24 protein-coding genes and 1 tRNA gene are annotated in these 23156 nt (G+C 60.7%); 11 read left to right on the top strand and 14 right to left on the bottom strand.

Going from position 1 to position 23156, the window contains the following annotated elements:
• Positions 1-2 precede the first annotated feature (2 nt).
• Entirely contained in the window at positions 3-1430 is a 1428-nt protein-coding gene (locus B9Z47_RS16335; protein WP_146185820.1) for a TolC family protein, read from the bottom strand.
• Between the two features lie 290 nt (positions 1431-1720).
• On the opposite strand from B9Z47_RS16335, the gene B9Z47_RS19055 reads away from it, so the two are divergent.
• Positions 1721-1915 (top strand): hypothetical protein, encoded by a 195-nt coding sequence (locus B9Z47_RS19055; RefSeq protein WP_146185819.1) that lies wholly within the window; start codon positions 1721-1723, stop codon positions 1913-1915.
• 185 nt (positions 1916-2100) lie between these two features.
• Here the strand turns inward: B9Z47_RS19055 and B9Z47_RS16325 are convergent, their stop codons facing one another.
• Positions 2101-2907: an acyl-CoA thioesterase II gene (locus B9Z47_RS16325; protein ID WP_108332283.1), complete on the bottom strand. Its 807-nt coding sequence runs from the start codon at positions 2905-2907 to the stop codon at positions 2101-2103.
• Positions 2908-3026: 119 nt separating this feature from the next.
• Here B9Z47_RS16325 and rfbA point away from each other — a divergent pair, with 119 nt between their 5' ends.
• Positions 3027-3896: a glucose-1-phosphate thymidylyltransferase RfbA gene (rfbA, locus tag B9Z47_RS16320; protein ID WP_108332331.1), complete on the top strand. Its 870-nt coding sequence runs from the start codon at positions 3027-3029 to the stop codon at positions 3894-3896.
• Between the two features lie 31 nt (positions 3897-3927).
• Positions 3928-4479 carry a dTDP-4-dehydrorhamnose 3,5-epimerase gene (rfbC, locus tag B9Z47_RS16315; protein ID WP_108332282.1) on the top strand — a complete coding sequence of 184 codons (552 nt, stop codon included), beginning with the start codon at positions 3928-3930 and terminating at the stop codon, positions 4477-4479.
• A 54-nt stretch (positions 4480-4533) separates the two neighbouring features.
• On the opposite strand, the gene galE is transcribed toward rfbC, so the two are convergent.
• Genes galE through radC form a run of 4 tightly spaced genes read right to left on the bottom strand, consistent with a single transcriptional unit; the run spans position 4534 to position 8398 of the window.
• On the bottom strand, positions 4534-5544 hold the full coding sequence (gene galE, locus B9Z47_RS16310) for a UDP-glucose 4-epimerase GalE (protein ID WP_108332281.1): 1011 nt from the start codon (positions 5542-5544) through the stop codon (positions 4534-4536).
• Between the two features lie 4 nt (positions 5545-5548).
• The gene (gene purT / locus B9Z47_RS16305) at positions 5549-6685 is read right to left on the bottom strand and encodes a formate-dependent phosphoribosylglycinamide formyltransferase (protein WP_108332280.1); all 1137 of its coding nucleotides are present in this window, start codon (positions 6683-6685) and stop codon (positions 5549-5551) included.
• A gap of 2 nt (positions 6686-6687) precedes the next feature.
• Positions 6688-7686 (bottom strand): adenosine kinase, encoded by a 999-nt coding sequence (locus tag B9Z47_RS16300; RefSeq protein ID WP_108332279.1) that lies wholly within the window; start codon positions 7684-7686, stop codon positions 6688-6690.
• Positions 7687-7726: 40 nt separating this feature from the next.
• Complete coding sequence (gene radC / locus B9Z47_RS16295; protein WP_108332278.1) at positions 7727-8398, bottom strand: DNA repair protein RadC; 672 nt, start codon at positions 8396-8398, stop codon at positions 7727-7729.
• A 130-nt stretch (positions 8399-8528) separates the two neighbouring features.
• On the opposite strand from radC, the gene B9Z47_RS16290 reads away from it, so the two are divergent.
• From B9Z47_RS16290 to B9Z47_RS18770, 5 genes are all read left to right on the top strand, one after another.
• Positions 8529-8972, top strand: coding sequence for a peptidylprolyl isomerase (locus tag B9Z47_RS16290; RefSeq protein ID WP_108332277.1), 444 nt, complete (start codon positions 8529-8531; stop codon positions 8970-8972).
• Positions 8973-9007: 35 nt separating this feature from the next.
• A complete protein-coding gene (gene ispH / locus B9Z47_RS16285) occupies positions 9008-9994 on the top strand; it encodes a 4-hydroxy-3-methylbut-2-enyl diphosphate reductase (protein WP_108332330.1) in 987 nt (328 codons plus the stop codon).
• A 152-nt stretch (positions 9995-10146) separates the two neighbouring features.
• Positions 10147-11454, top strand: coding sequence for a serine--tRNA ligase (serS, locus tag B9Z47_RS16280; RefSeq protein ID WP_108332276.1), 1308 nt, complete (start codon positions 10147-10149; stop codon positions 11452-11454).
• Between the two features lie 34 nt (positions 11455-11488).
• Positions 11489-11578 (top strand) — tRNA-Ser (locus B9Z47_RS16275).
• A gap of 115 nt (positions 11579-11693) precedes the next feature.
• Entirely contained in the window at positions 11694-11867 is a 174-nt protein-coding gene (locus tag B9Z47_RS18770; protein WP_199226450.1) for a hypothetical protein, read from the top strand.
• Between the two features lie 33 nt (positions 11868-11900).
• Here the strand turns inward: B9Z47_RS18770 and B9Z47_RS16270 are convergent, their stop codons facing one another.
• The 7 genes from B9Z47_RS16270 to B9Z47_RS16240 all read right to left on the bottom strand — a co-directional run bounded on the left by B9Z47_RS16270 (position 11901) and on the right by B9Z47_RS16240 (position 18601).
• The gene (locus B9Z47_RS16270) at positions 11901-12458 is read right to left on the bottom strand and encodes a DUF4440 domain-containing protein (protein ID WP_108332275.1); all 558 of its coding nucleotides are present in this window, start codon (positions 12456-12458) and stop codon (positions 11901-11903) included.
• A gap of 22 nt (positions 12459-12480) precedes the next feature.
• A complete protein-coding gene (locus B9Z47_RS16265; protein WP_108332274.1) occupies positions 12481-13086 on the bottom strand; it encodes a response regulator transcription factor in 606 nt (201 codons plus the stop codon).
• 112 nt (positions 13087-13198) lie between these two features.
• Positions 13199-14491: a tryptophan--tRNA ligase gene (locus B9Z47_RS16260; protein ID WP_108332273.1), complete on the bottom strand. Its 1293-nt coding sequence runs from the start codon at positions 14489-14491 to the stop codon at positions 13199-13201.
• Positions 14492-14528: 37 nt separating this feature from the next.
• Complete coding sequence (locus B9Z47_RS16255; protein ID WP_108332329.1) at positions 14529-15191, bottom strand: site-2 protease family protein; 663 nt, start codon at positions 15189-15191, stop codon at positions 14529-14531.
• An 87-nt stretch (positions 15192-15278) separates the two neighbouring features.
• Positions 15279-16490 (bottom strand): M20 aminoacylase family protein, encoded by a 1212-nt coding sequence (locus B9Z47_RS16250; protein ID WP_108332272.1) that lies wholly within the window; start codon positions 16488-16490, stop codon positions 15279-15281.
• Between the two features lie 27 nt (positions 16491-16517).
• A complete protein-coding gene (locus B9Z47_RS16245) occupies positions 16518-17495 on the bottom strand; it encodes a tripartite tricarboxylate transporter substrate binding protein (protein ID WP_108332271.1) in 978 nt (325 codons plus the stop codon).
• A 113-nt stretch (positions 17496-17608) separates the two neighbouring features.
• Positions 17609-18601, bottom strand: coding sequence for a tripartite tricarboxylate transporter substrate binding protein (locus B9Z47_RS16240; RefSeq protein ID WP_108332270.1), 993 nt, complete (start codon positions 18599-18601; stop codon positions 17609-17611).
• Between the two features lie 114 nt (positions 18602-18715).
• On the opposite strand from B9Z47_RS16240, the gene B9Z47_RS16235 reads away from it, so the two are divergent.
• Together B9Z47_RS16235 and B9Z47_RS16230 are read left to right on the top strand one after the other, a co-directional pair.
• Positions 18716-19621, top strand: coding sequence for a LysR family transcriptional regulator (locus B9Z47_RS16235; protein ID WP_108332269.1), 906 nt, complete (start codon positions 18716-18718; stop codon positions 19619-19621).
• A gap of 18 nt (positions 19622-19639) precedes the next feature.
• Complete coding sequence (locus tag B9Z47_RS16230) at positions 19640-20371, top strand: sulfite exporter TauE/SafE family protein (protein WP_108332268.1); 732 nt, start codon at positions 19640-19642, stop codon at positions 20369-20371.
• 211 nt (positions 20372-20582) lie between these two features.
• On the opposite strand, the gene B9Z47_RS16225 is transcribed toward B9Z47_RS16230, so the two are convergent.
• Positions 20583-21560: a GMP reductase gene (locus B9Z47_RS16225; RefSeq protein ID WP_108332267.1), complete on the bottom strand. Its 978-nt coding sequence runs from the start codon at positions 21558-21560 to the stop codon at positions 20583-20585.
• Between the two features lie 522 nt (positions 21561-22082).
• On the opposite strand from B9Z47_RS16225, the gene B9Z47_RS16220 reads away from it, so the two are divergent.
• The gene (locus B9Z47_RS16220; protein ID WP_108332266.1) at positions 22083-22715 is read left to right on the top strand and encodes a LysE family translocator; all 633 of its coding nucleotides are present in this window, start codon (positions 22083-22085) and stop codon (positions 22713-22715) included.
• Positions 22716-23156: the final 441 nt, after the last annotated feature.

The following is a 23156-nucleotide window of genomic DNA, read 5'->3' as shown; positions in this document are numbered from 1 at the left end:
GCTCAGTGTCCTGCAGAAGAGGGGGCTGTGGAGTCTGTGCCGCTGGCGGAGCCAGAGCGACCGGTGTAGGGCAGGCCGCTGATGACGGCTTGCAGGTCGGCCCAGGCCAGCCAGGCCTGGCGCTGAGCCCGGTGGGCTGCGTCTACGCTTTGAATGCGCTGGCGGGCGCTGGCCAGCAGGTCCCAGGTGCTGTGCAGCATGCCGTTGTAGCGCAGCTGGCTTTCTTGCTGCAGCGCGGTGTGCAGGCGCAGCACCTCGTTGCGGCTGTGTGCCGCTTGTGTGCGTGCACTGTCGTACGCCGCATGCGCCACGCGCACATCGGCGCGGATGCGCCGCTGCAGGGCATCGGCATCGGCTTGGGCTTGCAGGGCGGTTTCGGTGCTGTGGCTCCAGGGGGTACGGCCAGGCAACAGGGGTGTCGAGTGGCTGGACAGACCAGGTGGCGCAGAGGCCAGAGCCTGGGCCATCGCCTGGCGTGCCTGGGTCAGGCTGTTGGCGTGTTGTCCGGCCAGCAGGCGCGCGGCATCGGCCTGGGCCAAAGTCCACTGTGCGTTCGCGGCCAGAGCGCGTTCCTCCAGCAGTGCCAAAGCCTGCCGTTCAGGCATGGGCAAGTCCGGCAATGGGGGCAATTGCAGCCAAGCGGGCAGCACCGTTTTCGGGGCTGACTGGGCTGACTGGGCTGCGTCGCTGGGGGCGTGTTGCTCAGGCTCTGTCTGCGCCAGTGGGTGCGGTGACATGGGCGTTGCAAGCGGTGCCCGTGCACCAGCCCCATTGTTGGGGTGTACTGTCACTTTATCGGCCTGGGGGTCACCGGTCAGTTGCCACAAGGCGAGTGCACTTTGCACAGCCTCGAGCTCGGCGTTGTGCAAACGTGTGCGGGCGTCCCACAGCAGCAGTTCTTCCTGCATTTGGCGTGCTCGGCTCCAGTTGCCAACGCGGGCCATGCGCTCGGCCAGTTCGGTCCCGGCTTCGGCCGCTTGCAAGATTTGTTGGCTGTAGTGTGCCGATTGCCGTGCGGCCACTGCCTCGATCCAGGCCCGGCGCACCTGCAAAACACGCGCCTGGCCTTCGGTGTTCAGACGTGCAAGCTCTGCTGCGCTCATGCCCGTGCGGCCCAGCCATCGGGGCTGGTTGTGCATGGCCATGTGCAGTGCCTGCGCCAGGCTGAGTGGTGCTGCGGCATGAACCGCCGGGTTGTCTGGGGAGACTGACGGGATGTTGCTTTGTTCCCAGCGCAAGAGATCGATGTGTCCACGCGGGAATTGCCCCACGCTTTCGTTGGCGCGGGTCCAGGATTCGGACGCGGGCGCGGTTGTGCTGGGCGTGACCACAGGGCTGCTGTGGTTGTGGGTTTGGGCTTGGGTGAGGGTCACGCAAGTGGCCAAGGCCATGGACAAAGCCAAGCCGGGACCCGTTGGATGGGGTGACATGAAAACTCCTGAAACACATGGAACAGCGTCGCGCAGGCCCGGTATGGGCGCAAGCGGACGCACGAGGGCCAGCGGTGTCAGGAAATGGGTGGTTTGATCAAAGGGGGCCAGGCGTGGTCGTGCAAGACCCATGGCCCCTGGACGGGAACTGTGTGCACCGCATAGCCCATGCTGCAGCAGGCCGAGCCGGGCAGGCTGGCGCTGAGGTGGCATACCGCGCAGGCGGAACAGCCCGGGCCTTCGTGGCAACCTTCAGCCTTTGAAGTGTCCGATGCTTCGGCCGCGCTGTGGTGGCCCATCTGCAGGCCATGGGTAACGTCATGCTCTGCCACATGGGGTGGGCCTTGTTCGGCGGCATGGCCCGGGTGTTGGGCATGGGTGTCTGGATGGACCGCAGGTGCGAAGTGGCTGGCGTGCGCAGGCTCGATGCGGTCATCCTGGATGCTGCCAATGACTACGGCCAGGAGCGCATGCTCAGGCAGTGAAAGTGAAAGTGAAAGTGGCAGTGGCATGGGCAGTGGCATGAGCGTGCCGGCCCACAGCCGCAAGGGCAGCAGCACGAGCATCAGCCAAATCCAGGTTTTACGCATCGCCTCATCATACCCATGGCGGTGCAAGCGCTGGCTTGAAGTCCGGTTTTCCCCCAATTCGAATGGGGCTGCCTGTTGGCTCAGTCCTTGAAGTAAACCGTCTGATGCGTGGTGGCCAGCAGTTGCCCATCATGGCTCCAGAGTTCGCCGCTTTGGTCAAAAAAGCCATTGTGGAATTTGTGCGCACGCGCGCTGCCCATCAAAAAACGGTCGCCTTGCGCCGCCAGGGCCTGTGCATCGGCATGGAAATAAGTGGTGATGGACACGGTGCCAATGGGCGAGAGCCGGCGGCGTCGAATGAAGATGCGCGGGAAAAAGCTGTCGCTGATGGCCAAAAGCGCCGGGAAGTCCAGGGGCCGGGGCGGGTCGTCACGCAACCACAAACGCGATTGGGAGTGGATTTGTTCCTGTCCGTCAAAGGCCTGTGGAAACTCGCCTTCGGCAAAGCGCATGTCGTAGCGCTGAACCCAGGCAGGCCGCTGCTGTGTGCCCATGCGCGGCAGGCTGTCCGGGGCGGGCATGTCTTGCGGCGCACGCGCTTCGGTGTCGGACCAGGTGGGGCGGCGCAGGGCCAGCACCGCTGTGGCCAAGGCCACCACGCCATCGTCCTGCGAGGCCTCGATCACCCAGTGTTGGGTGGACCGGTTGGTGCGCGCCGCACGGGCCGAAATGCGAAAAGGCCCGTCGGCCACCGGCGCGGTGAAGTTGAGCGTGAACGCCACGGGATCGCCCAGGCGGTCAGGGTGCTGCAACACCGCATTCAGCAGCACGGCGCAGGTGGCACCGCCAAACGGTCCGATCATGTTGGCATAGGCCGCGCTGGTGTGGGCCAGGCAGCCGCCATCGGGCGTCGGCGTCAGGGCGATGACTTGGTCAAATTCATGCATGAAAGGGCAACTCCGCAATGCAAAAGCACCATTGGACCCTTTTGCGCGGCGGGCTGTCCAAGCCTTGGTGACACAGGGCTGCGGTTTTGAAGGTATGGGGTGTTCTAGAATGAAGCATGATTAATCGAAAAGGCATCATCCTCGCAGGCGGCTCCGGCACCCGTCTGTACCCCGTGACCCAGGCTGTGAGCAAGCAACTCATGCCGGTGTACGACAAGCCCATGGTGTATTACCCGCTGACCACCTTGATGCTGGCGGGCATCCGCGATGTGCTCTTGATCAGCACGCCGCAGGACACGCCGCGTTTCACCGAGCTGTTGGGCGATGGCAGCCAGTGGGGCATGAACATCCAGTACGCGGTGCAACCCAGTCCCGATGGCTTGGCACAGGCCTTCATCATCGGCAAGGACTTTGTGGGCCAGGACCCGAGCGCTTTGGTGCTGGGCGACAACATTTATTACGGCCACGACCTGGTCAAGCTGCTGGCCAGCGCCCACGCCCGCACCCAGGGGGCCAGCGTGTTTGCCTACCATGTGCACGACCCCGAGCGCTATGGCGTGGTCGATTTCGATGGGTCCATGCGGGCTTTGTCGATCGAAGAAAAACCCAAGGCACCCAAGAGCAACTACGCTGTCACGGGCCTGTATTTTTACGACCAGCAGGTGTGCGACATTGCCGCCGACATCCAGCCTTCGCCCCGTGGCGAACTGGAAATCACCGATGTGAACAAGCGCTACCTGGAAATGGGGCAGCTCAATGTGGAAATCATGGGCCGCGGTTATGCCTGGCTGGACACGGGCACGCACGACAGCTTGCTGGAAGCGGCGGGTTTCATCGCCACGCTGCAAAAGCGCCAGGGCCTGATGGTGGCCTGCCCGGAAGAAATCGCGTTTGCACAAAAGTGGATCGATGCCGCCGCTGTGCAAAAGTTGGCAGCACCTTTGGCCAAGAACGGCTATGGTCAGTATTTGCTCAACTTGATCCAGTGAATTTTTGTTTCGCACCTGCGCCTTGTCTGTCATGCCCTATACCGTTATCCCCACCGCCATTCCCGAAGTCCTGATCCTGGAGCCCCAGGTGTTCGGCGATGCGCGGGGCTTTTTCTTCGAGTCCTTCAACCAGCGCGACTTTGCCGACAAAACCGGCGTGGACCTGTCCTTTGTGCAGGACAACCACAGCAAATCGGCCCAGGGCGTGTTGCGTGGCTTGCACTACCAGATCCAGCACCCTCAGGGCAAGTTGGTGCGCGTGGTGCAAGGCCAGGTGTTCGATGTGGCGGTGGATTTGCGCCAAAGCTCGGCCACCTTTGGTCAATGGGTGGGCGTTTATCTGGACGCGCAAAAACACCAGCAACTGTGGGTGCCACCGGGCTTTGCCCACGGCTTCGTGGTGCTCAGCGAAACCGCCGAGTTTTTGTACAAGACCACCGATTACTGGTACCCCGCCCATGAGCGCAGCTTGCGCTGGGACGATCCTACGGTGGGCATCGACTGGCCCATGCAGGGCCAGCCCCTGCTGGCCGCCAAAGACGCGGCAGGGCAGCTCTGGGCCGAAGCCGACAAATTTGCCTGAAAACATCGAACGGGGGGGCGCGGCCTGTGATGGGGGCAGCCGCCGTCCTTGCCCTCAATACCCCTTGGGATTTTGCGATTGCCAACGCCAGGCGTCGGCACACATGCGTTCCACCCCCAACTGCGCCTGCCAGCCCAGGGCTTCACGGGCCAGGCGGGTGTCGGCGTAGCAGGCCGCCACATCGCCGGGGCGGCGATCCACAAAGCGGTAAGGCACCGGCACACCGGTCACGCGGGCAAAGGTGTCGGCCAACTCCTGCACGCTCACGCCACGCCCGGTGCCCAGGTTGACGGTGATGCTGGTTTGTTGCTGCTGCAGGTAACTGAGCGCAGCCAGATGCCCTTGGGCCAGATCGACCACATGGATGTAGTCGCGCACGCCCGTGCCGTCGGGTGTGGGGTAGTCCCGGCCAAAGATGCTCAGAAACTCGCGTTGGCCCACCGCCACTTGCGTGATGAAGGGCATGAGGTTGTTGGGAATACCGTTCGGGTGCTCGCCGATGGTGCCGCTTTCGTGTGCACCCACCGGGTTGAAGTAGCGCAAGATGGCCACCTGCCAGCGCGCATCGGCTTGCTGCAGGTCGCGCAGAATGTCCTCGCACATGAGCTTGGTGCGACCGTAGGGGTTGGTCACCTGCAGGCGGCTGTCCTCGGTGATCGGCACCTGCTCGGGATCGCCATACACGGTGGCCGATGAACTGAACACGATGCGCCGCACGTCTGCACGGTCCATGGCCTGCAGTAAAGCCAGGGTGCTGCCGATGTTGTTGTCAAAGTAGCGCAGAGGCTGCGCCACCGATTCGCCCACGGCTTTGAGGCCCGCAAAGTGGATCACGCCGTCGACGGGGTGTTCGGCAAAGATGCGGTCAAGTGCCGCGCCATCGCGCACATCGGCCTGTACAAAACGAAAATTGCGCCCGGCCAGCGGTTCAATGCGGTCGAGCACCGCGATGCTGCTGTTGCACAGGTTGTCCACGATCAGCACCTGGTGCCCTGCGTTCAACAGTTCTACCACCGTGTGCGAGCCGATGTAGCCCGCGCCGCCCGTGACAAGGATGGTACCCATGGCGTTAGACCACGATCTGGATCTTGGCTGCCGCCTCGCGTGCGCGTTGCAGGGCGTTCGGGCCCTTGGCCAAGGCCACGGCCATGCGGCGGTAGGGCCGTGTGGTGGGCTTGCCGAAAATCCGCACGTCCACCCCGGGCTCGCTCAGGGCTTCGGCCACGCCTGTAAAGCTGGGGTTGGCACCTTCTTTGTCGGCCAGCACCACGGCGCTGGCACCTTCCACGCATTCGATGACGGGAATTGGCAAACCGAGAATCGCGCGGGCGTGCAGGTCGAACTCGCTCAGGTTTTGGCTGATCAGCGTGACCATGCCCGTATCGTGCGGGCGGGGGCTCAGTTCGCTGAAGATGACCTCGTCTTTCGTCACGAAAAACTCCACGCCAAACAGGCCCGCACCGCCCAGGTCGGTGGTGACTTTTTCCGCCATGTGTTGCGCCGCGATCAGGTGTTCAGGCTTCATGCCTTGGGGTTGCCAGCTGTATTGGTAGTCGCCGCGATCTTGCACATGGCCAATGGGCGGGCAAAACAGGGTGGGGCCTTTGCGCTGGCGCACGGTGAGCAGGGTGATTTCAAACTCGAAATGGATGAACTCTTCGACGATGACCTTCTGGCGGTCGCCGCGCATGCCTGCGCAGGCGAAGTCCCAGCTGGCTTGCACATCGGCCGCTGTTTTTGCCACGCTCTGGCCTTTGCCTGATGAACTCATGACCGGTTTGATGACCACCGGGAAACCGATCTCGGTGGCTTTGGCCAGCAGCTCGGCGGCCGAGTCGGCGTAGCTGAATTGGGCGGTGCGCACACCCAGGCCCACGGCCACGTCGCGGATGCGGTCGCGGTTCATGGTCAGGTTGGCCGCGCGGGCGCTGGGGATGACTTCAAAGCCTTGTTTCTCCACGTCGAGCAACACCTCGGTGCGGATGGCTTCGATCTCGGGGACGATCAGGTCGGGCTGGTGCCGGGCGATGGCGGCGCGCAGTGCCACTTCGTCGAGCATGCTGAACACTTCAGATTCATCGGCCACTTGCATGGCGGGCGCGCCCGCATAGCTGTCGCAGGCGATGACATGGCAGCCCAGGCGCTTGGCGCTGATGACGAATTCTTTGCCCAGCTCACCAGAGCCGAGGAGGAGGATTTTTTTCATGGTCAGGCCTTTTGGAAGTCGGTGTGAATCGCTTGCATTTGCGCTGCTGTCAAGCGGTTGCCGTGTTGGCTGACCACCGCCGCCGCTGTGCGGTTGGCCAGTTCGGCGGCTTGTGCGGGCGTGTGGCCGTGGGTGATGCCATACAAAAAGGTGCCGGCAAACATGTCGCCTGCGCCATTGGTGTCCACCGCTTTGGTGGGCACGGCTGGTACTTCGGTGCGCTGGCCGCCTTGCACCACGATGCAGCCTTGTGGGCCGCGGGTCAGGCACACGGTTTGGGCCAAGGGGGACAGCTGTTGGAGGATGGCGTCCAGGTCGGTGGTGCCGCACCAGGTTTGCGCTTCTTCTTCGTTGGCAAACAAATAGTCCAGGCCGTCGCCGATCATGGCTTCCAGGCCCGCTTTGCAGAAGTTGATCATGCTCACATCGCTGAGCGTCAGAGCCGTGGCCACTTTGTGTTCCATGGCGATCTGACGGCCTTTGACAGCGGCTTCGAGGCCCGTGGGCGAGGCGGCCAGGTAGCCTTCCATGTAATAAATTTTGGATTTGGCGATGTCTTGCGGGTGCAGTGCATGGGTGTCCAGTTGCGAGGTGGCACCCAAAAATGTGCACATGCTGCGCTCGGCGTCGGGCGTGACCAGCACCATGCAGCTGCCGGTTTGGCCTTCGGTGGGGCGGGTGTGGGTGAGGTTGGTGGCCACGCCATTGGTTTGCAGGTCTTGCGTGTAAAAAGCGCCCAGCTCGTCGTCGGCCACGCGGCACGAATAAAACGCTTGGCCACCCAATTGCGCCAGCGCCACCACGGTGTTGCCCGCCGAGCCGCCGCCCGTGCGCCGGGCATGCAGGCCCTGCACATGCGTGAACAGTTCGGCGCGCTGCGCGGTGTCGATCAGCGTCATGTGGCGCTTGCTCACGCCCATGGCGGCCAGCAGCTCGTCGGAAACTTCGTATTCGGTATCGACCAAGGCGTTGCCAATGGCGTAGAGGTGGTGGTGGGACATGCGGGGTCTTGGCGATGGAAAACCCCTGAGTTTACCGGGCTCACATCAGGCCTTCTTCGGCCATTGACAGTGCCATGCCTTGCCCAACGATGATGTGGTCCAGCACGCGCACATCCACCAGCGCCAGTGACGCCTTCAGGGTCTGAGTCAGATGCTCGTCGGCCCGGCTGGGTTGCACCGATCCGCTGGGGTGGTTGTGCGAGAGCACCACGGCAGCCGCCTGGTGGTGCAGGGCGCGCATGACGACTTCTCGCGGGTACACGCTGGTCTGGCTGAGGGTCCCCCGAAAAAGTTCCTCCATGGCCAGCATGCGGTTTTGGTTGTCCAAAAACAGCACGGCAAAGACCTCGTGGTTTTTGTGGGCCAGTTGCAGCTGCAAATACTGCTTGACGGCGCCTGGCGTGTGAAAGGCCTCGCGTTCTTTGAGCCGTTGGCTCAGGGCTCGGCGTGCCAGCTCGAACACCGCCAGCAGCTCCGCCTGTTTGGCGGGTCCCAGTCCCTTGACCAATTGGAGCGACTGCACCGAGGCCCTCAGCAAGCCCGCGATGCCGTCGGGCCCCAGCAGTTCCTCGGACAATTGAAAGACGTTTTTGCCCGCCATGCCGGTGCGCAGCAAGATGGCCAGCAACTCCACATCGCTGAGGGCTTGTGGGCCTCGGGCGAGCAATTTTTCACGCGGCCGCGCGTCCACTGGCAAGTCCTTGATGCTCATGTGAAAGCCCCTCCCTGGAGCAGCCTTCGGTCACGCTTGCCCCTTTGTTGGGACAGGTTGGCCGGGCTTTTTACAATAGTGGCTTCTTTATGCCTGTTTGGCCGCGTTTGCGGCATTCCAGAAAACCCTTATGTCCATTGTCGAACCCGCTTCTTTCTTGACGCTTCACTACCGCCTTGCAGGGCCGCAGGGCGACATCATCAACACCTTCAACGAAAAACCGGCCACTTTGTCGCTGGGCTCGGGCACCTTGTCGCCCGCCGTGGAGCAGCGACTGCTGGGCCTGGCCGAGGGCACACGGGTGACGATGGAGATTCCCGCGGGCGAGGCTTTTGGCGAGCACATTGCGGACATGCAGCAGTGGGTGGCGCGCAAGCTGCTCAACGAGCTGGGCGACCCGAGTGAAAAATACGTGGCGGGCGATGTGGTGCAGTTCCCCACGCCCGATGGCTTGGGCTCTTATGCGGGCACGGTGCTCGAGGTGGGTGAGGGCGGTGCGGTGTTGTTTGATTTCAACCACCCGCTGGCCGGTCAGCCTGTGACCTTTGAAGTTGAACTGATTGGAGTGCTGTGATGACGTCTGAAATGAGCCATGCCGGGCCGCCCCAAATGGCGAAGGCCCCCTTGGGGGGCAGCGAAGTACACGCAGTGACGAGCGTGGGGGCAGAAATCTTTTTGGCAGAACCCCGCGGCTTTTGTGCGGGGGTGGACCGTGCGATCGACATCGTGGAGCACGCGCTGACCAAGTTTGGCCGGCCGATTTATGTGCGCCATGAGATTGTGCACAACACCTATGTGGTGAATGACCTGAAGGAAAAAGGCGCGATTTTCATTGAAGAGCTGGCCGATGTGCCGCCTGGTGCCACGCTGATTTTCAGCGCCCATGGGGTGAGCCGGGCCATTCAGGACGAAGCCGAGCGACGCGGTTTCCGGATTTTTGACGCCACCTGTCCGCTGGTGAGCAAGGTGCATGTGGAGCTGGCCAAGCTGCACAAAGAGGGCTACGAGTTCATCATGATCGGCCACAAGGGCCACCCCGAGGTGGAAGGCACCATGGGCCAGCTCGACAGCGGCATCCATTTGGTGGAAGACGTGGAAGACGTGGTCAAGGTGCAACCCGGCCAGACCGAGTTGCTGGCGGTGGTGACACAAACCACCTTGAGCGTCGACGACGCGGCCGAGATCGTGGCGGCCGTGAAAGCACGCTTTCCGCAGGTGCGCGAGCCCAAACAACAAGACATTTGCTACGCCACCCAGAACCGCCAGGACGCCGTCAAGCTGATGAGCCCCTTGGTGGACGTGGTGATCGTGGTGGGCAGCCCCACCAGCTCCAACAGCAACCGCCTGCGCGAGTTGGCCGACCGCCTGGGCACGCCCGCTTACATGGTGGACAGCGCGACTGACCTGGACCCCGCCTGGTTCGAAGGGGCCCAAAAAGTGGGCTTGACGGCCGGTGCTTCGGCCCCGGATGTACTGGTGCAAGAGGTGATTGCCCGTCTGCGCGCTTTGGGCGCGGTGTCGGTGCGCACCTTGGACGGTATTCAGGAAACCATTAAGTTCCCGCTGCCCAAGGGCTTGAAGCTCGATACTTTGTAGGCGCAAGCCCCTGCCCTCGAAGGGTCGCCACTGCGCGCATGCGGGCGCGGGGGCGCGGGCGTGGAGGGGCGCTGGGGGCGACCGCCCACAGGGCCACGGTGTGTCCGCCCACAGCGAATCAGCAGGCCCGTTCACGTCACTACAATGGCGGCATGCTTGATATTGTTCTTCTCCGCAAAGATCTGGACGCCGTTGTCGCGCGTTTGCAGACCCGTAAAAATCCCCAGCTCTTCCTGAATGTGGAGGCTTTTCGTGCTTTGGAGGGCGAGCGCAAAACGCTGCAGACCCGCACCGAAGAGCTGCAAAGCCAGCGCAACAGCTTGTCCAAACAAATTGGCATGCTCAAGGGCAAGGGCCAGCACGCCGAGGCCGATGCCGTGATGGCGCAGGTGGGCGCGATCAAGGACGAACTGGACGCTTCGGCCCAGCGTCTGGAGGTGATCCAGGCCGAACTGCAAGACTTGTTGCTGGCTGTGCCCAACTTGCCGCACGAGTCGGTGCCTCTGGGCGCGGGCGAAGAAGGCAACGTCGAGGTGCGCCGTTGGGGCACGGTGCGCAGCTTTGACTTCGAGCTCAAGGACCATGTGGACATCGGCGAAAAGCTGGGCCTGGACTTTGCCACCGGCACCAAGTTGACCGGTTCACGCTTCACTTTCATGCGCGGCCCAGTGGCGCGTTTGCACCGTGCGCTGGCGCAATTCATGCTGGATGTGCAGACCGCAGAGCACGGTTACACCGAGTGCTACACCCCCTACATCGTGAACGCCGACACGCTGCGCGGCACGGGCCAGCTGCCCAAGTTCGAAGCCGATCTGTTTGCAGCCAACAAGGGTGGGCAAGAGGGCGAAGAAAGCCAGGCGCTGTATTTGATTCCCACTTCTGAAGTGACGCTCACCAACGTCGTGCGCGACGAGGTGTTGGCCGAGGGCGATTTGCCGATCAAGCTGACGGCGCACACCCCGTGCTTCCGGTCGGAGGCCGGCAGTGGCGGGCGCGATGTGCGCGGCCTGATTCGCCAGCACCAGTTTGACAAGGTCGAGATGGTGCAGATCGTGCATCCCGAGCACAGCTACGAAGCGCTGGAGGCCATGACGCGCCACGCCGAAGCCATTTTGCAAAAGCTGGGCCTGCCGTACCGCGTGATGAGCCTGTGCACCGGCGACATGGGCTTTGGTGCCAGCAAGACCTATGACCTGGAAGTCTGGGTGCCCGCGCAAAATACCTACCGCGAGATCAGCTCGGTGTCCAACTGCGAGGCCTTCCAGGCGCGTCGTCTGCAGGCGCGCTTTAAAAACGCGCAAGGCAAGAACGAGTTGGTGCACACCTTGAACGGCTCTGGCCTGGCTGTAGGCCGTGCGCTGGTGGCCGTTTTGGAAAATTACCAGAACGCCGACGGCTCGGTCACGGTGCCTGAGGCGCTGCGTTCTTACCTGGGCGGTTTGGAGACGCTCAGAGCCTGATAGAATATCGGCTTCGACAAACGACACCGAATCAGGAGAGGTGGCAGAGTGGTCGAATGTACCTGACTCGAAATCAGGCGTAGTGGCAACACTACCGAGGGTTCGAATCCCTCCCTCTCCGCCAAAGATACCCCGCATGGAATTTTTTCATTGCGGGGTTTTTTTCGGGGATCCGTTGTCTCAAGGGACGTTTCAAGGTGGACTTGCCCCAGGCAGTTGCGCCGATCTGAAAGCAAAAAATGAAAAAAATCTCGATGTTGGCCGTCTCATTGGCCGCGGTGTTGTGCCTGCAGGGTTGCACAGTTTTGGCCATTGCCGATGTGGCCGCTTCGACCGTGGTCTATGGGGTCAAGACGGTGGTCAATGTGGTCGATGCGGTGACCCCGGACATCATCAACAAGAAAAAAGACTGAGCCCGGGCTTGGTTCAGCTGGGCATGACGCCCATCAAGCATTGCGTTGCTCTGCCAGATCGTTCCACACGTCCTGGCGGGTGATCAATCCGCCTTGGACGACCAGACGGTCCATGAAACGGATGCCCTCAAAGGTTTCGCCATTCAGCCAGGTGCCTTGCAGGGTGCCGTGGCAAAACACCACGGTGGCATCGCCTTGCCAGCTTTCTTCAAATGACTCGAAGTGCTTGCGGATGCCGCTGTAGCGCTGCTGCGCCCAGCTGTTCAGTTCTTCCAGTGTGTGCAGAACGATGCCGCCAGGAAAGCACATCCTGAAATCGGGGTGCAGACATTTTTGTGCAGTGGCCATGTCCCGGTTTTGAACCGCTTGCAAAAAAGACCTGACCACTTCGCCAGCCACCGGGTGTGCAGCACGCCCTGCCGAAAAGACTTTGCCGTCTCGCCGATAGGCGCTGGCTTCATGGACGAAAACCGTGGTGCCCGCCTCGGGTGAGTCGATCACGGATCTGACCGCATCGGCCACCCGGTTGACCATGCGGTGCTGGGTGTCTGGGTCGTAGCCTGGCAGCAAGGTGATCGAAACAACGGGCATGGGGCGTGGACGGTGTTTGGTATCAGATGCCGAGCCAACCGTTGGTGCGTGCAAAGTGCAGCGCTTGGGTGCGGCTGTTGACACCCAAACGCCGGAACAGGCGCCAGAAGTGCACCTTGACCGTGTGCTCGCTGATTTCGAGTTTGTCGGCGATGTCACGGTTGGACAAGCCTTGGTCGAGCATCAGGATGAGCTGTTTCTGGCGCTTGGACAACTTGGTCGGTCCTGAGGGTGTCGCGGCATCCTCGGTGGCGGCATCTTCTTCACTGACCAGCAAGGTGCGCAGGGCCGCGATGATTTGTGCAGGGCTGTTGGATTTTTCGATGAACGCGTCAGCTCCCGCCTCCATGCAGCGGTCTTCAAACTCGCTGGCGCTGGAACTGGTGATGACGGCCAAGGGCACGTTGGGGAATTTGGCTTTGAGCACCTGAACACCGGAAATGCCCAGCGTGTCGGGTAACTGCAAATCCAGACAAAAGAGTTCGGCAGGCCCGTTTTTCTCGACCGTGGATTCCACCACATTGAGCTTTGGAATCGGGATGATTTTCAGACCTGGCTTGACGCGATGAACCAGCATGGTGAGCGCGTCGCGCATCAATGGGTGATCGTCGATGACGTAAACGGTCATGATTTAACTAACTCCACGGAAAACTGAAAACATAAGCGTATCAGTTTTTTGTGATTTTTTGCGACTTTCTGTTGAAAACAATAAAATCAACATGAAAATTATAGTTTTTATTTCACAAAAGACGTAATTGTTCATCAATTTGAGACGCGGCTTCAGGCGTGGGGTTGATCAGGAGGGGGCTCAATGCGGACAGGCATGCGACGCCTTCTTGTTGCAAGCGGGCAATGGTTTGGGCGGCTTCTTTGGGCGATGTGAAGCCCAGGCTTTGCAGCACAACCTGGCCTTGTGCATCCACGAGTTTGAAGTAGAAAAGGCCGTCTTTCTCCCGGTATTGTTTGAAACTCGGCCGAGCCACTTTGCTTTCTTTGGTGTTGGGTTCGGACTTGCCGGAGGCCAGGGCGCGCAGGCCCACGGCATGGCGAAGTTCGCGCATGAATGGCGTGGCCAATTGGCGGGCTTTGTCGGCACCGGCCAGCAAGATCTTGTCCATTTGGGCCGGGTTGCCGATCAGCGCCTGGTATTGCTCGCGCATGGGCGCAATTTCGCGGTCGATGCGCTCGAACAGCATTTGCTTGGCATCTCCCCAGCCGATGCCCTGTGCATAAGCCTTGGCCAGTGCGGCGGTTTCTTCGGTGCTGGCGAAGGCCTGGTAAATCTGGAACAGGGCCGAGCCTTCTGTGGTTTTGGGCTCACCCGGGACTTTGGAGTCGGTCACGATGGCAGCGATTTGTTTGCGCATCTGGGCTGCAGGGGCAAACAAGGGGATGGTGTTGTCGTAGCTTTTGCTCATTTTGCGGCCGTCCAGCCCTGGCAAGAGCGCCACCGACTCTTCAATCACGGCTTCGGGCAGCACGAAGTGTTCGCCATACAAATGGTTGAAGCTGGACGCCATGTCGCGTGCCATTTCGATGTGCTGGATCTGGTCGCGGCCCACAGGTACTTTGTGCGCCTTGAACATCAGGATGTCAGCGCCCATGAGCACCGGGTACATGAACAGGCCCGCTGTCACATCGCTGTCGGGGTCGTGGCCTGCGGCGTTGTTCTTGTCGACGGCCGCCTTGTAGGCGTGGGCGCGGTTGAGCAGGCCTTTGCCTGTTACGCAGGTCAATAGCCAAGTCAGCTCGGGGATTTCCGGGATGTCCGACTGACGGTAAAAGGTGACTTTTTCAGGGTCCAGACCGGAGGCGATCCAGCTGGCCGCGATTTCGAGTGTGGAGCGCTGTATCCGGGCTGGCTCGTCGCACTTGATGAGCGCGTGGTAGTCGGCCAGAAAGTAAAACCCATCGGTGCCAGCGTCACGGCTGGCTTGTACGGTGGGGCGTATGGCCCCCACGTAATTGCCCAGGTGGGGGGTGCCTGTGGTGGTGATGCCGGTGAGAACGCGTGTGCGGGTCTGGGAAGTCATGGAGGTCAAAACCAAAAAGCCAAAAACAAAAAATAAATCAGGGCATCAAGGCGGCCAAAGGGCTCAGCGCGAGTTTCAGAAGGTCAAAGGTCAGGCCCATCAGTGGCTGCATCCACCAAGCGCTGATGACGCCGGTCAGCACCAAGGCCATAACAATGAAAAACCCCCAGGGCTCGATGCGGGACACCATCACCGCCTGCCGCCAAGGCAGCAGGCCGACCAGAATACGCCCGCCGTCCAGTGGGGGCAGTGGAAACAGGTTGAAGGCGAACATGACCACGTTGGTCAGCATGCCGGCTTTGCACATGTCCAGAAAAAAGCGCTCGGTCAAGCCACTGCCTGCCAGTATGTAGAGCAACACACCCCACAGCAGGGCCTGGACCAGGTTGGCCCCTGGCCCTGCCAGTGCCACCCAGACCATGTCGCGCTTGGGGTGTCTCAGACGGTCAAAGCGCACCGGCACCGGTTTGGCATAGCCGAATAAAAAAGCGCCACTGGTGCTGAAGTACAGCAGCAAAGGCAGCAAGATGGTGCCCAGCGGGTCGATGTGCACCATCGGGTTGAGCGTGACGCGGCCCAGCATAAAGGCGGTGTTGTCACCCAGGCGCATCGCGGCATAGCCGTGGGCCGCCTCGTGCAGGGTGATGGCAAAGATCACCGGGAGGGCATAGATCAAGACAGTTTGGATAAGGTCGGAGATGTGGTTCACCCCTTGATTGTCTCAGACCTGCGCAGTGGCCTTGAGCACAGCAGGTGAATGGCGCTGGGCCATCACCGCTTGTCACTTTCAGTGGTTCAAGGGCAAAAACCGCTCGACCAGCAGGGACCAGAAGGCCGAGCCAATCGCCACGTTCTTGTCATTGAAGTCATAGCCCGGGTTGTGCACCATGCAGGCACCATGCCCATCGCCTTCGCCATCGCCGTTGCCGATCAGCAAATAGCTGCCCGGCACCTCTTCGAGCATGAAGGCAAAGTCTTCGCTGCCGTTCAGGGCGCGGCCTTGGCGCACCACTTTGTCGGCACCTACCAGCTCTTCGGCCACCGCACGGGCAAAGACGGTCTCGGCCAAGTGGTTGACCAGCACGGGATAGCCACGTTGGTAGTCGATCTCGGCGGTGACGCCGTAGCTTTGCGCTTGCGCATGGACCAATTCGGTGATGCGCTTTTCGAGCAGGATGCGCACATCGCGGTCGAGCGAGCGCACGCTCAAGCGCAGCGTGGCGGTCTGCGGGATCACGTTGTTGGCCACCCCGGCGTTGAACGCCCCGACGGTGATGATCGCCATCTGCTGCGGGTCGACGTTGCGCGCCACGATGCTTTGCAAGCCCATGACGATGGCCGATCCGGCCACCACCGGGTCAGCCGCCACATGCGGCATGGCACCGTGCCCGCCCTTGCCGTGCAAAGTGATGGTCACGTTGTCTGACGACGCCATGGCCGGGCCATCGCGCAAGACCAGATGACCTTGAGCTTGCCCCGGCATGTTGTGCATCGCAAAGATGGCGTCACACGGGAACTGCTTGAACAGACCGTCTTCCATCATCTTCTTGGCTCCGCCCAGGCCTTCTTCGGCGGGCTGGAAAATCAGGTTCACCGTGCCCGAGAACGCGCCTTGCTGTGCAATGTGCTTGGCCGCAGCCAGCAGCATGGCGGTGTGACCATCGTGGCCGCAGGCGTGCATGATGCCCACGTTGCAGCTGGCGTAAGGCAGGCCCGTGGCTTCGTCGATGGGCAGGGCGTCCATGTCGGCACGGATGCCGATGCTTTTGTTGCCCGTGCCCTTTTTGATCTGCCCCACCAAGCCCGTGCCGCCGAGGCCGCGCGTGACCTGATAGCCCCAGGAGCTCAGTTGCTCGGCCACCAGGTCGCTGGTCCGGTACTCCTTGTAGCCCATCTCCGGGTGCTTGTGGATGTCGCGGCGCACCGCGATGAACTCATCCGCTTGCGCTTGCAGGGATTGGAGCTTGTCGTGCAAAAAAGCGTCACTGGGTGCATTCATGGGCTGACCTCTTGCGGTGTGAAAGGTTTATTGAGGTTGCAGGTTAATCGATTTGGCGATCGCACGGTAGCGCTCGATCTCGCCTTGGTACACACGGGCCAGCTCGGCGGGGGTGCGTGAAGGCAGGATCACGTTGCCGTTGGCCTCAAAGGCTTTGCGGGTCTCGGGCACTTCAACCGCGGCATAAAAAGCCTTGTTCAAAGCGGAGACCACATGGTCCGGGGTGTTTTTGTGCACTTGAATGCCGGCCCAGATGTCAAATTCCATGGCTTCCAGGCCCTTCATGGCGGCCATTGGGGGGAATTGCTTGAACAGGGGGTGTGGTGTTTTGGAGGTCACGGCCAGGCCCTGAATTTTGCCTTCCATGATGGTGGCAGGGATGGAGCCACCCATGGGCAGAAAAGCCATGTCGATCTGGCCACCCATCAGGTCGGACAACAAGGGCGCGATGCCTTTGTAGGGCACGTGCAACATCGGGACTTTGGTCACCTGGGAGAATTTTTCACCGATCAGGTGGTACAGGGAACCAGGCCCCACGCTGCCAAAGCTCATCGGTTTGTCCGGATTTTTACGGGCTGTCGCCAGCAGGGCGTCCACCGTCTTGACGTTGAGCGAGTTGCGCACCACCAGGATGGTGTTGGTGGTGGTGAATTGCGCGACCAATTTGAAGTCTTCGGATTTGTATTTCACGCCTTGGATTGCCATCGGTGCCAGCACCAGTTCCATGGGGCTGCCCGCACTCAGGGTGTGGCCATCAGCGGGTGCATTGATCAGACGGCTCATGCCGATCACACCACCGGCACCACCCACGTTCTCGATGATCATGGTCGCCCCCAGCTTGGCAGATGCGTCAGGTTGCACCCTGCGGGCAAAAAAGTCAGAAGGCCCCCCGGCCGGGTAGGGCACGATCAGGCTGATGGTTTTGGCGGGGTAGGTTTGCGCCCATGCCGCACTGAAACTGCTGGCGACCAGAACAAGTCCGCTGAGAAGGGTTTTGACTTTCATGATGTTTTCTGTTGAAGGCTCAAAAGAGCGCTGGGGTTTAAAAACCAGATGCGGCGTGCAGTTGCTCACGCCTGTAAGCGTCAAGGGGGGCGTACTGGGACGCCCCCATTCGATCACTGCGGTTGCAGGTTGATCGATTTGGCAATGGCTCGGAACTGGGCGGTGCCGTCGCTGTAGACCTTGCTCAGCTCGGACAAAGGCAATGGCTTGGCGACCAGCAGGCTGTTCGCGTCTAGACCTGTGCGCACGCCTGCGTCGTTGAGGGTTTCCGTCAGCGCTTTGTGCAGAGACTGAACGACGGCTTCTGGTGTGTCTTTCTTCACGAAATAGCCAGTCCAGATGTTGAAGTCAAAATTCTTGAGCTGCTTGCTTTCGGTGATGGCCGGGTACTGCTTGACGCCCTCCAGGCGCTCCTTGTTGAGCATGGCCAGAATCTTGATGCGGCCGTCTTTGGCCAGATCGCTGTAGGCTTTGCCAAAGGGGGCCAGGAAAATGTCCACTTGACCGCCGATCAGGTCCTGGTTGGCAGGCGCTCCGCCCTTGTAAGGAATGTGCGTCATCGGGATGCCTGTCACTTTGGACAATTGCTCGCCCAGCAAGTGGTAGAAGGAACCCGGGCCGACCGAGGCGTAAGTGACAGGCTTGCCTTCCTTGGCCATTTTGCGGGCGTAATCGAGGAATTCATCCACCGAGTTGGCCGGGATGTCTTTGCGCGCCAAAAAGGCGATCTGGGCGGCACCGACGATTTGCACCAGGCGGAAGTCCTCGCTCTTGAACTTGACCGCTGCGTTGGCCAGTGGTGACAAAATCAGCTCATTGGGTGAACCCTGGAACAGGTAGTAGCCGTCCGAGGGGGCACTGAGCACCTTTTGTGCGGCAATCGCACCGCTCACGCCGCCCAGGTTTTCAACGATCACAGGCTGATTCAATTGCTTGCCCAGCGGCACGTTGACCATGCGAGCGATCACGTCCGACAGGCCGCCTGCAGGGTAGGGCACCATCAGGCTCACAGGTTTGTTGGGGAAAGTCTGGGCTTGGGCGCCCAGCACGGTCAAGCCAGCCAGTGAAGCCAGCAGCAGGCGGCGAAAAGATGAAGTCTTGTGCATGTTTTGTCTCCGTTGGGTTATGGATATGAAAAATAACGCAGGATGGATACTAGAAACACAGTATTTATGTGTCAAATGACTTATATTTCTGGTTTACATTCTTAAAATGAATACATGAACCTCAAGCACCTTGCGCATTGGCTGGCCTTGGCCGAGACCGGTTCTTTCAGCCGTGCGGCCGAGAAGCTGCACATCACCCAATCGGCATTGAGTCGCAGCATCCAGGTGCTGGAAGACGACTTGGGCGGTCCTTTGGTCGACAGGGTGGGCAAAAAGAATGAACTGACGCCGCTGGGCCGATCGGTGCTGGAGCGGGCGCGGCGCATCGTGCACGAAGCACAAGAGCTCAAACAGGGTGCTGCGCTGTTGCAGCAAGGGGGCATGGGCAGCTTGCGGGTGGGGCTGGGTTCGGGGCCGGGGGCCATGTTGATGACGCCTTGGTTGAAATACATGGCCGAGCACCACCCGAGCGTGCAGGTGGCAGTGTCCCGTGGTTCCACCGAATTGCAGCTCATGCAACTGCGCGAGCGGCAACTGGATGCCTTGGTCGTGGACGTGCGGCGGGTGGCGACCGCACCCGATCTGAACATGGCGCACATCGTTGAACTGCGGGCCGGCTTTGTGTGTCGCCGGGGGCATCCGATCCTGGCTCAATTCCCTGACCAGGTGCCTTTTGACGCTTTGTTGGCGTATCCGATGGCGTCTACCCCTTTGTCGCAAGAGGTGGCCCGCATCATGGTGGATCATTACGGTCCACGCGCCAATCCGGCCCACATGACCACCTTGCAGTGCGAGGAAATTCCCAGCTTGATCGATGTGGTGCAGCAGACCGATGCCATTTATCTGGGGATTTTGGGGGCCGCGCGGCAGGGACTGGCCAGCGGTTCGCTGGTGGAGCTGACCATGGACCCGCCTTTCCGCGCAGGGGCACTTCTGGCGCTGATCACCTTGGCGGGCCGCACCGAATTGCCCATCATGTCGGTCTTCAGGGAGTTTGTGGCCCGTCAGCTCACCGATTGAGAACAACAAGGATTTCACATGCAAGAGTGGTTGCTGCCCATCGCGGTGGTTTTGGGTGGGTACACCGTGCTGGGCCTGACTGGCTTTGGCTCGGCCTTGGTGGTGGTGCCTTTGCTGGCCTGGAACTGGCCCTTGCCCGAGGTGGTGGCCTTGACCCTGCTGATGGATGTGCCCGCATCGGCGTTTCACAGCGGCCTCAATTGGCGACGGGTGCAGTGGCGTGAGCTGCGCCGTTTGTTGCCGGGCATGGTGGTGGGTACGCTGGTCGGCTTGTGGCTCATGCAGCACATGAGTGCCCGGTGGCCCCTGCTGTTGCTGGGTTTGTATGTGGCGGCTGCTGGGTTGAATGCTTTGCGACCCCGTACAACTCTTCAAGGGACGGTGGCCATGGGGTGGGCCTACCCGGTGGGCACAGCGATCGGGCTGGTGGAGATGCTGTTTGGCACAGCAGGGCCTTTGGTGGTGGCCTGGCTCAACCGGCGCTTGAGTGACGTGCAGCAGATGCGGGCCAGCACACCCATGATCATCACGGCCGCAGCCGCCACGGTGCTGCTCGGCATGGCTTGGGAGGGGCGTTTGTCGAGTGGGCTGCTCTGGCAACGTTGGACCGTGCTGATGGGGGTGGCCCTGGTCGGTGTGTGGCTGGGTCACCGCGTGGCACACCGGGTGCCCGCAGCACGCTTGCGACAAATCATCTGCGGTCTGCTGGTCATCAGCGGCCTGATGCTGGCGCTGGGGGCCTTGCGCTGAATGGCCAAAGCAATTTGGTCATCCCGAAATGATCGGGGGGCATTTTTTGAAGTCGTCACCCCCGACTTGATCGGGGGCCCATGGCTTCGGCTGTCCTGGATACCCGTGTGCACGGGTATGACAAAGAAGTGTTGTCGCCCCCGACTGGATCGGGAGCCCATGGCTTTGGCTCCGATGGATGCCCGCGCATGCGGGCATGACCCAAGTCGACTCACATCAACAGGTGTTCACCCGCGTTGTCACCGCCCAGGATCACGTAGTTGACTTTGCGGATGTCCATCAGCTTGGTGCCACCGGCGTAGCTGATCGAGCTTTGCACGTCTTGCTCCATCTCAATCAGCGTGTTGGCCAGCTTGCCTTTGATCGGCTCCAAAATGCGCTTGCCTTCCACGTGCTTGTACTCGCCCTTGTTGAAGTCCGAAGCTGAGCCGTAGTACTCCTTGAACATCTCGCCATCGACCTCAACGGTCTTGCCGGGCGACTCTTCGTGGCCGGCAAACAGCGAGCCGATCATGACCATGCTCGCGCCAAAGCGGATGCTCTTGGCAATGTCGCCGTGGCTGCGGATACCGCCGTCGGCAATGATCGGCTTGGTCGCCACGCGGGCGCACCACTTGAGCGCCGACAACTGCCAGCCGCCCGTGCCAAAACCGGTCTTGAGCTTGGTGATGCACACCTTGCCGGGGCCCACACCCACTTTGGTCGCGTCTGCGCCCCAGTTTTCCAGATCGATCACGGCTTCGGGCGTGGCCACGTTGCCTGCGATCACGAAGCTGCTGGGCAGCTTGCCTTTGATGTACGCGATCATGTCGCGCACGCTGTCGGCGTGGCCGTGGGCGATGTCGATGGTGATGTACTCGGGCACCAGTTTTTCAGCGGCCAGTTGGTCCACCGTGGCGCGGTCGGGGGCTTTCACGCCCAGCGAGATCGAGGCGTAAACGCCCTGGGCGTGCATGTCGCGCACAAACTGGACGTTGTCCAGGTCAAAGCGGTGCATGACATAAAAGTAGTTGTTTTGCGCCATCCACAGGCAGATGTTTTCATCCACCACCGTCTTCATGTTGGCAGGCACCACCGGCAAGCGGAAGGTGCGGCTGCCCAGCGTGACACTCGCGTCGCACTCTGAACGGCTTTCCACGCGGCACTTGCGTGGCAAAAGCAGGATGTTGTCGTAATCAAAAATTTCCATGAGAAAACCAAGCTCCAAAAAAGGATTCGTTGAAAGAACGAGTGAGCGCTTGGCCTGGCCGGTTTTTTGGCCCCTGTGGTGAACCCATTGCAGGTTCAGGGCAAAAAAAACCGGGCGCAAGAATCTTGGGCCCGGTGTCTGATTCTACCCGCATTGTCTGACGGTTCTTTTGGGGGCCGCTCCATCGTTGCGCATACACACGCCGCCCTGGGGCAGTGACTGGGCGCTGGCTCAGGGCCAGTGCAAATGACAACAGGAAGTATTTGCTGGCGAGATTGGCTGAGCAGAGGGTTGGCGGGAAAATTTTGGATGGGTAAGCCCGAAATATGGCTTTTTGTGGTCTATAGTTTTTATTTAAGGGGCTTCGGGGTTTTTCGGGTTGTTTTGCCTGAGTGTTTGAACAGCGCTGCGCCAACAAGCCACGCTAAGAGCCAATTTCAGGAGAAAACCATGTCCAGAATATCCCGCACCGTCCAGCCTATCCCGCAGGGTCTGCGGGATAAATTACGTTAGGTTGCACAAATGCTCCCAGCCCTACTTTCCATCGCACTTCTCCACTGGCTAGTGCTCGTTTCTCCAGGTGCGAATGTGCTGCTTGTAACCCAACTCGCCGCCAGTGGTCACCGCAGCAGCGCTGTCTATGCCAGCCTCGGCATCAGCTTCGTGGCAGTCACCTGGGCTTTGCTTGCGATCCTCGGCGTCAATGCGCTTTTCTCAGCGCACCCCACGATCCGCCTGGCACTGCAGGTCGCCGGAGCACTGTATCTGTGCTACGTGGCAGTCAGGCTGTGGCGCTCGGGAGCATCACCCTCCGAACCACGAGCAGTGCACCTAAGGGCCTGGCCTGCGTTCCGCCTCGGTGTCATCACAAACCTTCTAAATCCTAAGTCCGCCTTGTTCTTCGGCAGCGTCTTTACCACGGCCCTACCCGCGCAACATTCGCCTAGCCTACTTGTTGCCAGCATCGCGGTCGTTTTCGCCAACGTGCTGACCTGGCATACCCTCCTTGCGCTCGCGTTCTCTCGCCCCGAGGTTCAGTCCGCCTACTCACGCAATCGTCAACTCCTCAATCGCGTGGCCGGCTCAGTTGTGGGTGCATTTGGCCTGCGCCTTCTGGCTTCTACTGCGGCAGAGGTTCGGTCACGCCATCCATAGCGCCGCAAGTGCAACCTAACCACTCGGTCAAGGCGAGGCCCAACGGCAAGCCACCAGGCCCGTGCTGGCGGTACGCGGTACATTGTCGCCAGCCCGGGCTAACCATTTTTTCAATCGGAGAAATATCGGGATGCTTCGCCTATCAAACGTTAGGCCTTTAAGCATGCACCGCAAATTTCCGTTGGTTTGCTAGTCAATATTCATGAGAAACGTAGACACATGAACCAATTCAGTATTTGGCAATCCGAGAACTTCGTCATTTCTCAGGCACGCGATTTCCCGTTGCTAGGTTATTTGTTCGTGGAGTGCATTACTGAAGTGGACCCCAAAGTCAGGACAGACTTGATGGCAGTTTAAGTTGCACTCAACTTCTCGCAGCTGGACGGCGCTGCCCCGGTTTTTGCCTTTTGTATTGCAGGCTCAATCTCAATCCTGACTTCC

Origin of the sequence: Limnohabitans sp. 2KL-1 (genome assembly GCF_003063435.1) — a bacterium.
GTDB lineage: Bacteria > Pseudomonadota > Gammaproteobacteria > Burkholderiales > Burkholderiaceae_C > Limnohabitans_A.
The sequence above is the reverse complement of the archived record's forward strand: the minus strand, read 5'-3'. Positions and strand labels throughout refer to the sequence as shown.

Bases quoted from the DNA above. Each gene is read 5' to 3' on its own strand.
- B9Z47_RS16335 (WP_146185820.1), bottom strand. From the start codon at position 1,430: ATGTCACCCCATCCAACGGGTCCCGGCTTGGCTTTGTCCATGGCCTTG.
- B9Z47_RS16325 (WP_108332283.1), bottom strand. From the start codon at position 2,907: ATGCATGAATTTGACCAAGTCATCGCCCTGACGCCGACGCCCGATGGC.
- rfbC (WP_108332282.1), top strand. From the start codon at position 3,928: ATGCCCTATACCGTTATCCCCACCGCCATTCCCGAAGTCCTGATCCTG.
- galE (WP_108332281.1), bottom strand. From the start codon at position 5,544: ATGGGTACCATCCTTGTCACGGGCGGCGCGGGCTACATCGGCTCGCAC.
- purT (WP_108332280.1), bottom strand. From the start codon at position 6,685: ATGAAAAAAATCCTCCTCCTCGGCTCTGGTGAGCTGGGCAAAGAATTC.
- B9Z47_RS16300 (WP_108332279.1), bottom strand. From the start codon at position 7,686: ATGTCCCACCACCACCTCTACGCCATTGGCAACGCCTTGGTCGATACC.
- radC (WP_108332278.1), bottom strand. From the start codon at position 8,398: ATGAGCATCAAGGACTTGCCAGTGGACGCGCGGCCGCGTGAAAAATTG.
- B9Z47_RS16290 (WP_108332277.1), top strand. From the start codon at position 8,529: ATGTCCATTGTCGAACCCGCTTCTTTCTTGACGCTTCACTACCGCCTT.
- ispH (WP_108332330.1), top strand. From the start codon at position 9,008: ATGGCGAAGGCCCCCTTGGGGGGCAGCGAAGTACACGCAGTGACGAGC.
- serS (WP_108332276.1), top strand. From the start codon at position 10,147: ATGCTTGATATTGTTCTTCTCCGCAAAGATCTGGACGCCGTTGTCGCG.
- B9Z47_RS18770 (WP_199226450.1), top strand. From the start codon at position 11,694: ATGAAAAAAATCTCGATGTTGGCCGTCTCATTGGCCGCGGTGTTGTGC.
- B9Z47_RS16270 (WP_108332275.1), bottom strand. From the start codon at position 12,458: ATGCCCGTTGTTTCGATCACCTTGCTGCCAGGCTACGACCCAGACACC.
- B9Z47_RS16265 (WP_108332274.1), bottom strand. From the start codon at position 13,086: ATGACCGTTTACGTCATCGACGATCACCCATTGATGCGCGACGCGCTC.
- B9Z47_RS16260 (WP_108332273.1), bottom strand. From the start codon at position 14,491: ATGACTTCCCAGACCCGCACACGCGTTCTCACCGGCATCACCACCACA.
- B9Z47_RS16250 (WP_108332272.1), bottom strand. From the start codon at position 16,490: ATGAATGCACCCAGTGACGCTTTTTTGCACGACAAGCTCCAATCCCTG.
- B9Z47_RS16245 (WP_108332271.1), bottom strand. From the start codon at position 17,495: ATGAAAGTCAAAACCCTTCTCAGCGGACTTGTTCTGGTCGCCAGCAGT.
- B9Z47_RS16240 (WP_108332270.1), bottom strand. From the start codon at position 18,601: ATGCACAAGACTTCATCTTTTCGCCGCCTGCTGCTGGCTTCACTGGCT.
- B9Z47_RS16235 (WP_108332269.1), top strand. From the start codon at position 18,716: ATGAACCTCAAGCACCTTGCGCATTGGCTGGCCTTGGCCGAGACCGGT.
- B9Z47_RS16230 (WP_108332268.1), top strand. From the start codon at position 19,640: ATGCAAGAGTGGTTGCTGCCCATCGCGGTGGTTTTGGGTGGGTACACC.
- B9Z47_RS16225 (WP_108332267.1), bottom strand. From the start codon at position 21,560: ATGGAAATTTTTGATTACGACAACATCCTGCTTTTGCCACGCAAGTGC.
- B9Z47_RS16220 (WP_108332266.1), top strand. From the start codon at position 22,083: ATGCTCCCAGCCCTACTTTCCATCGCACTTCTCCACTGGCTAGTGCTC.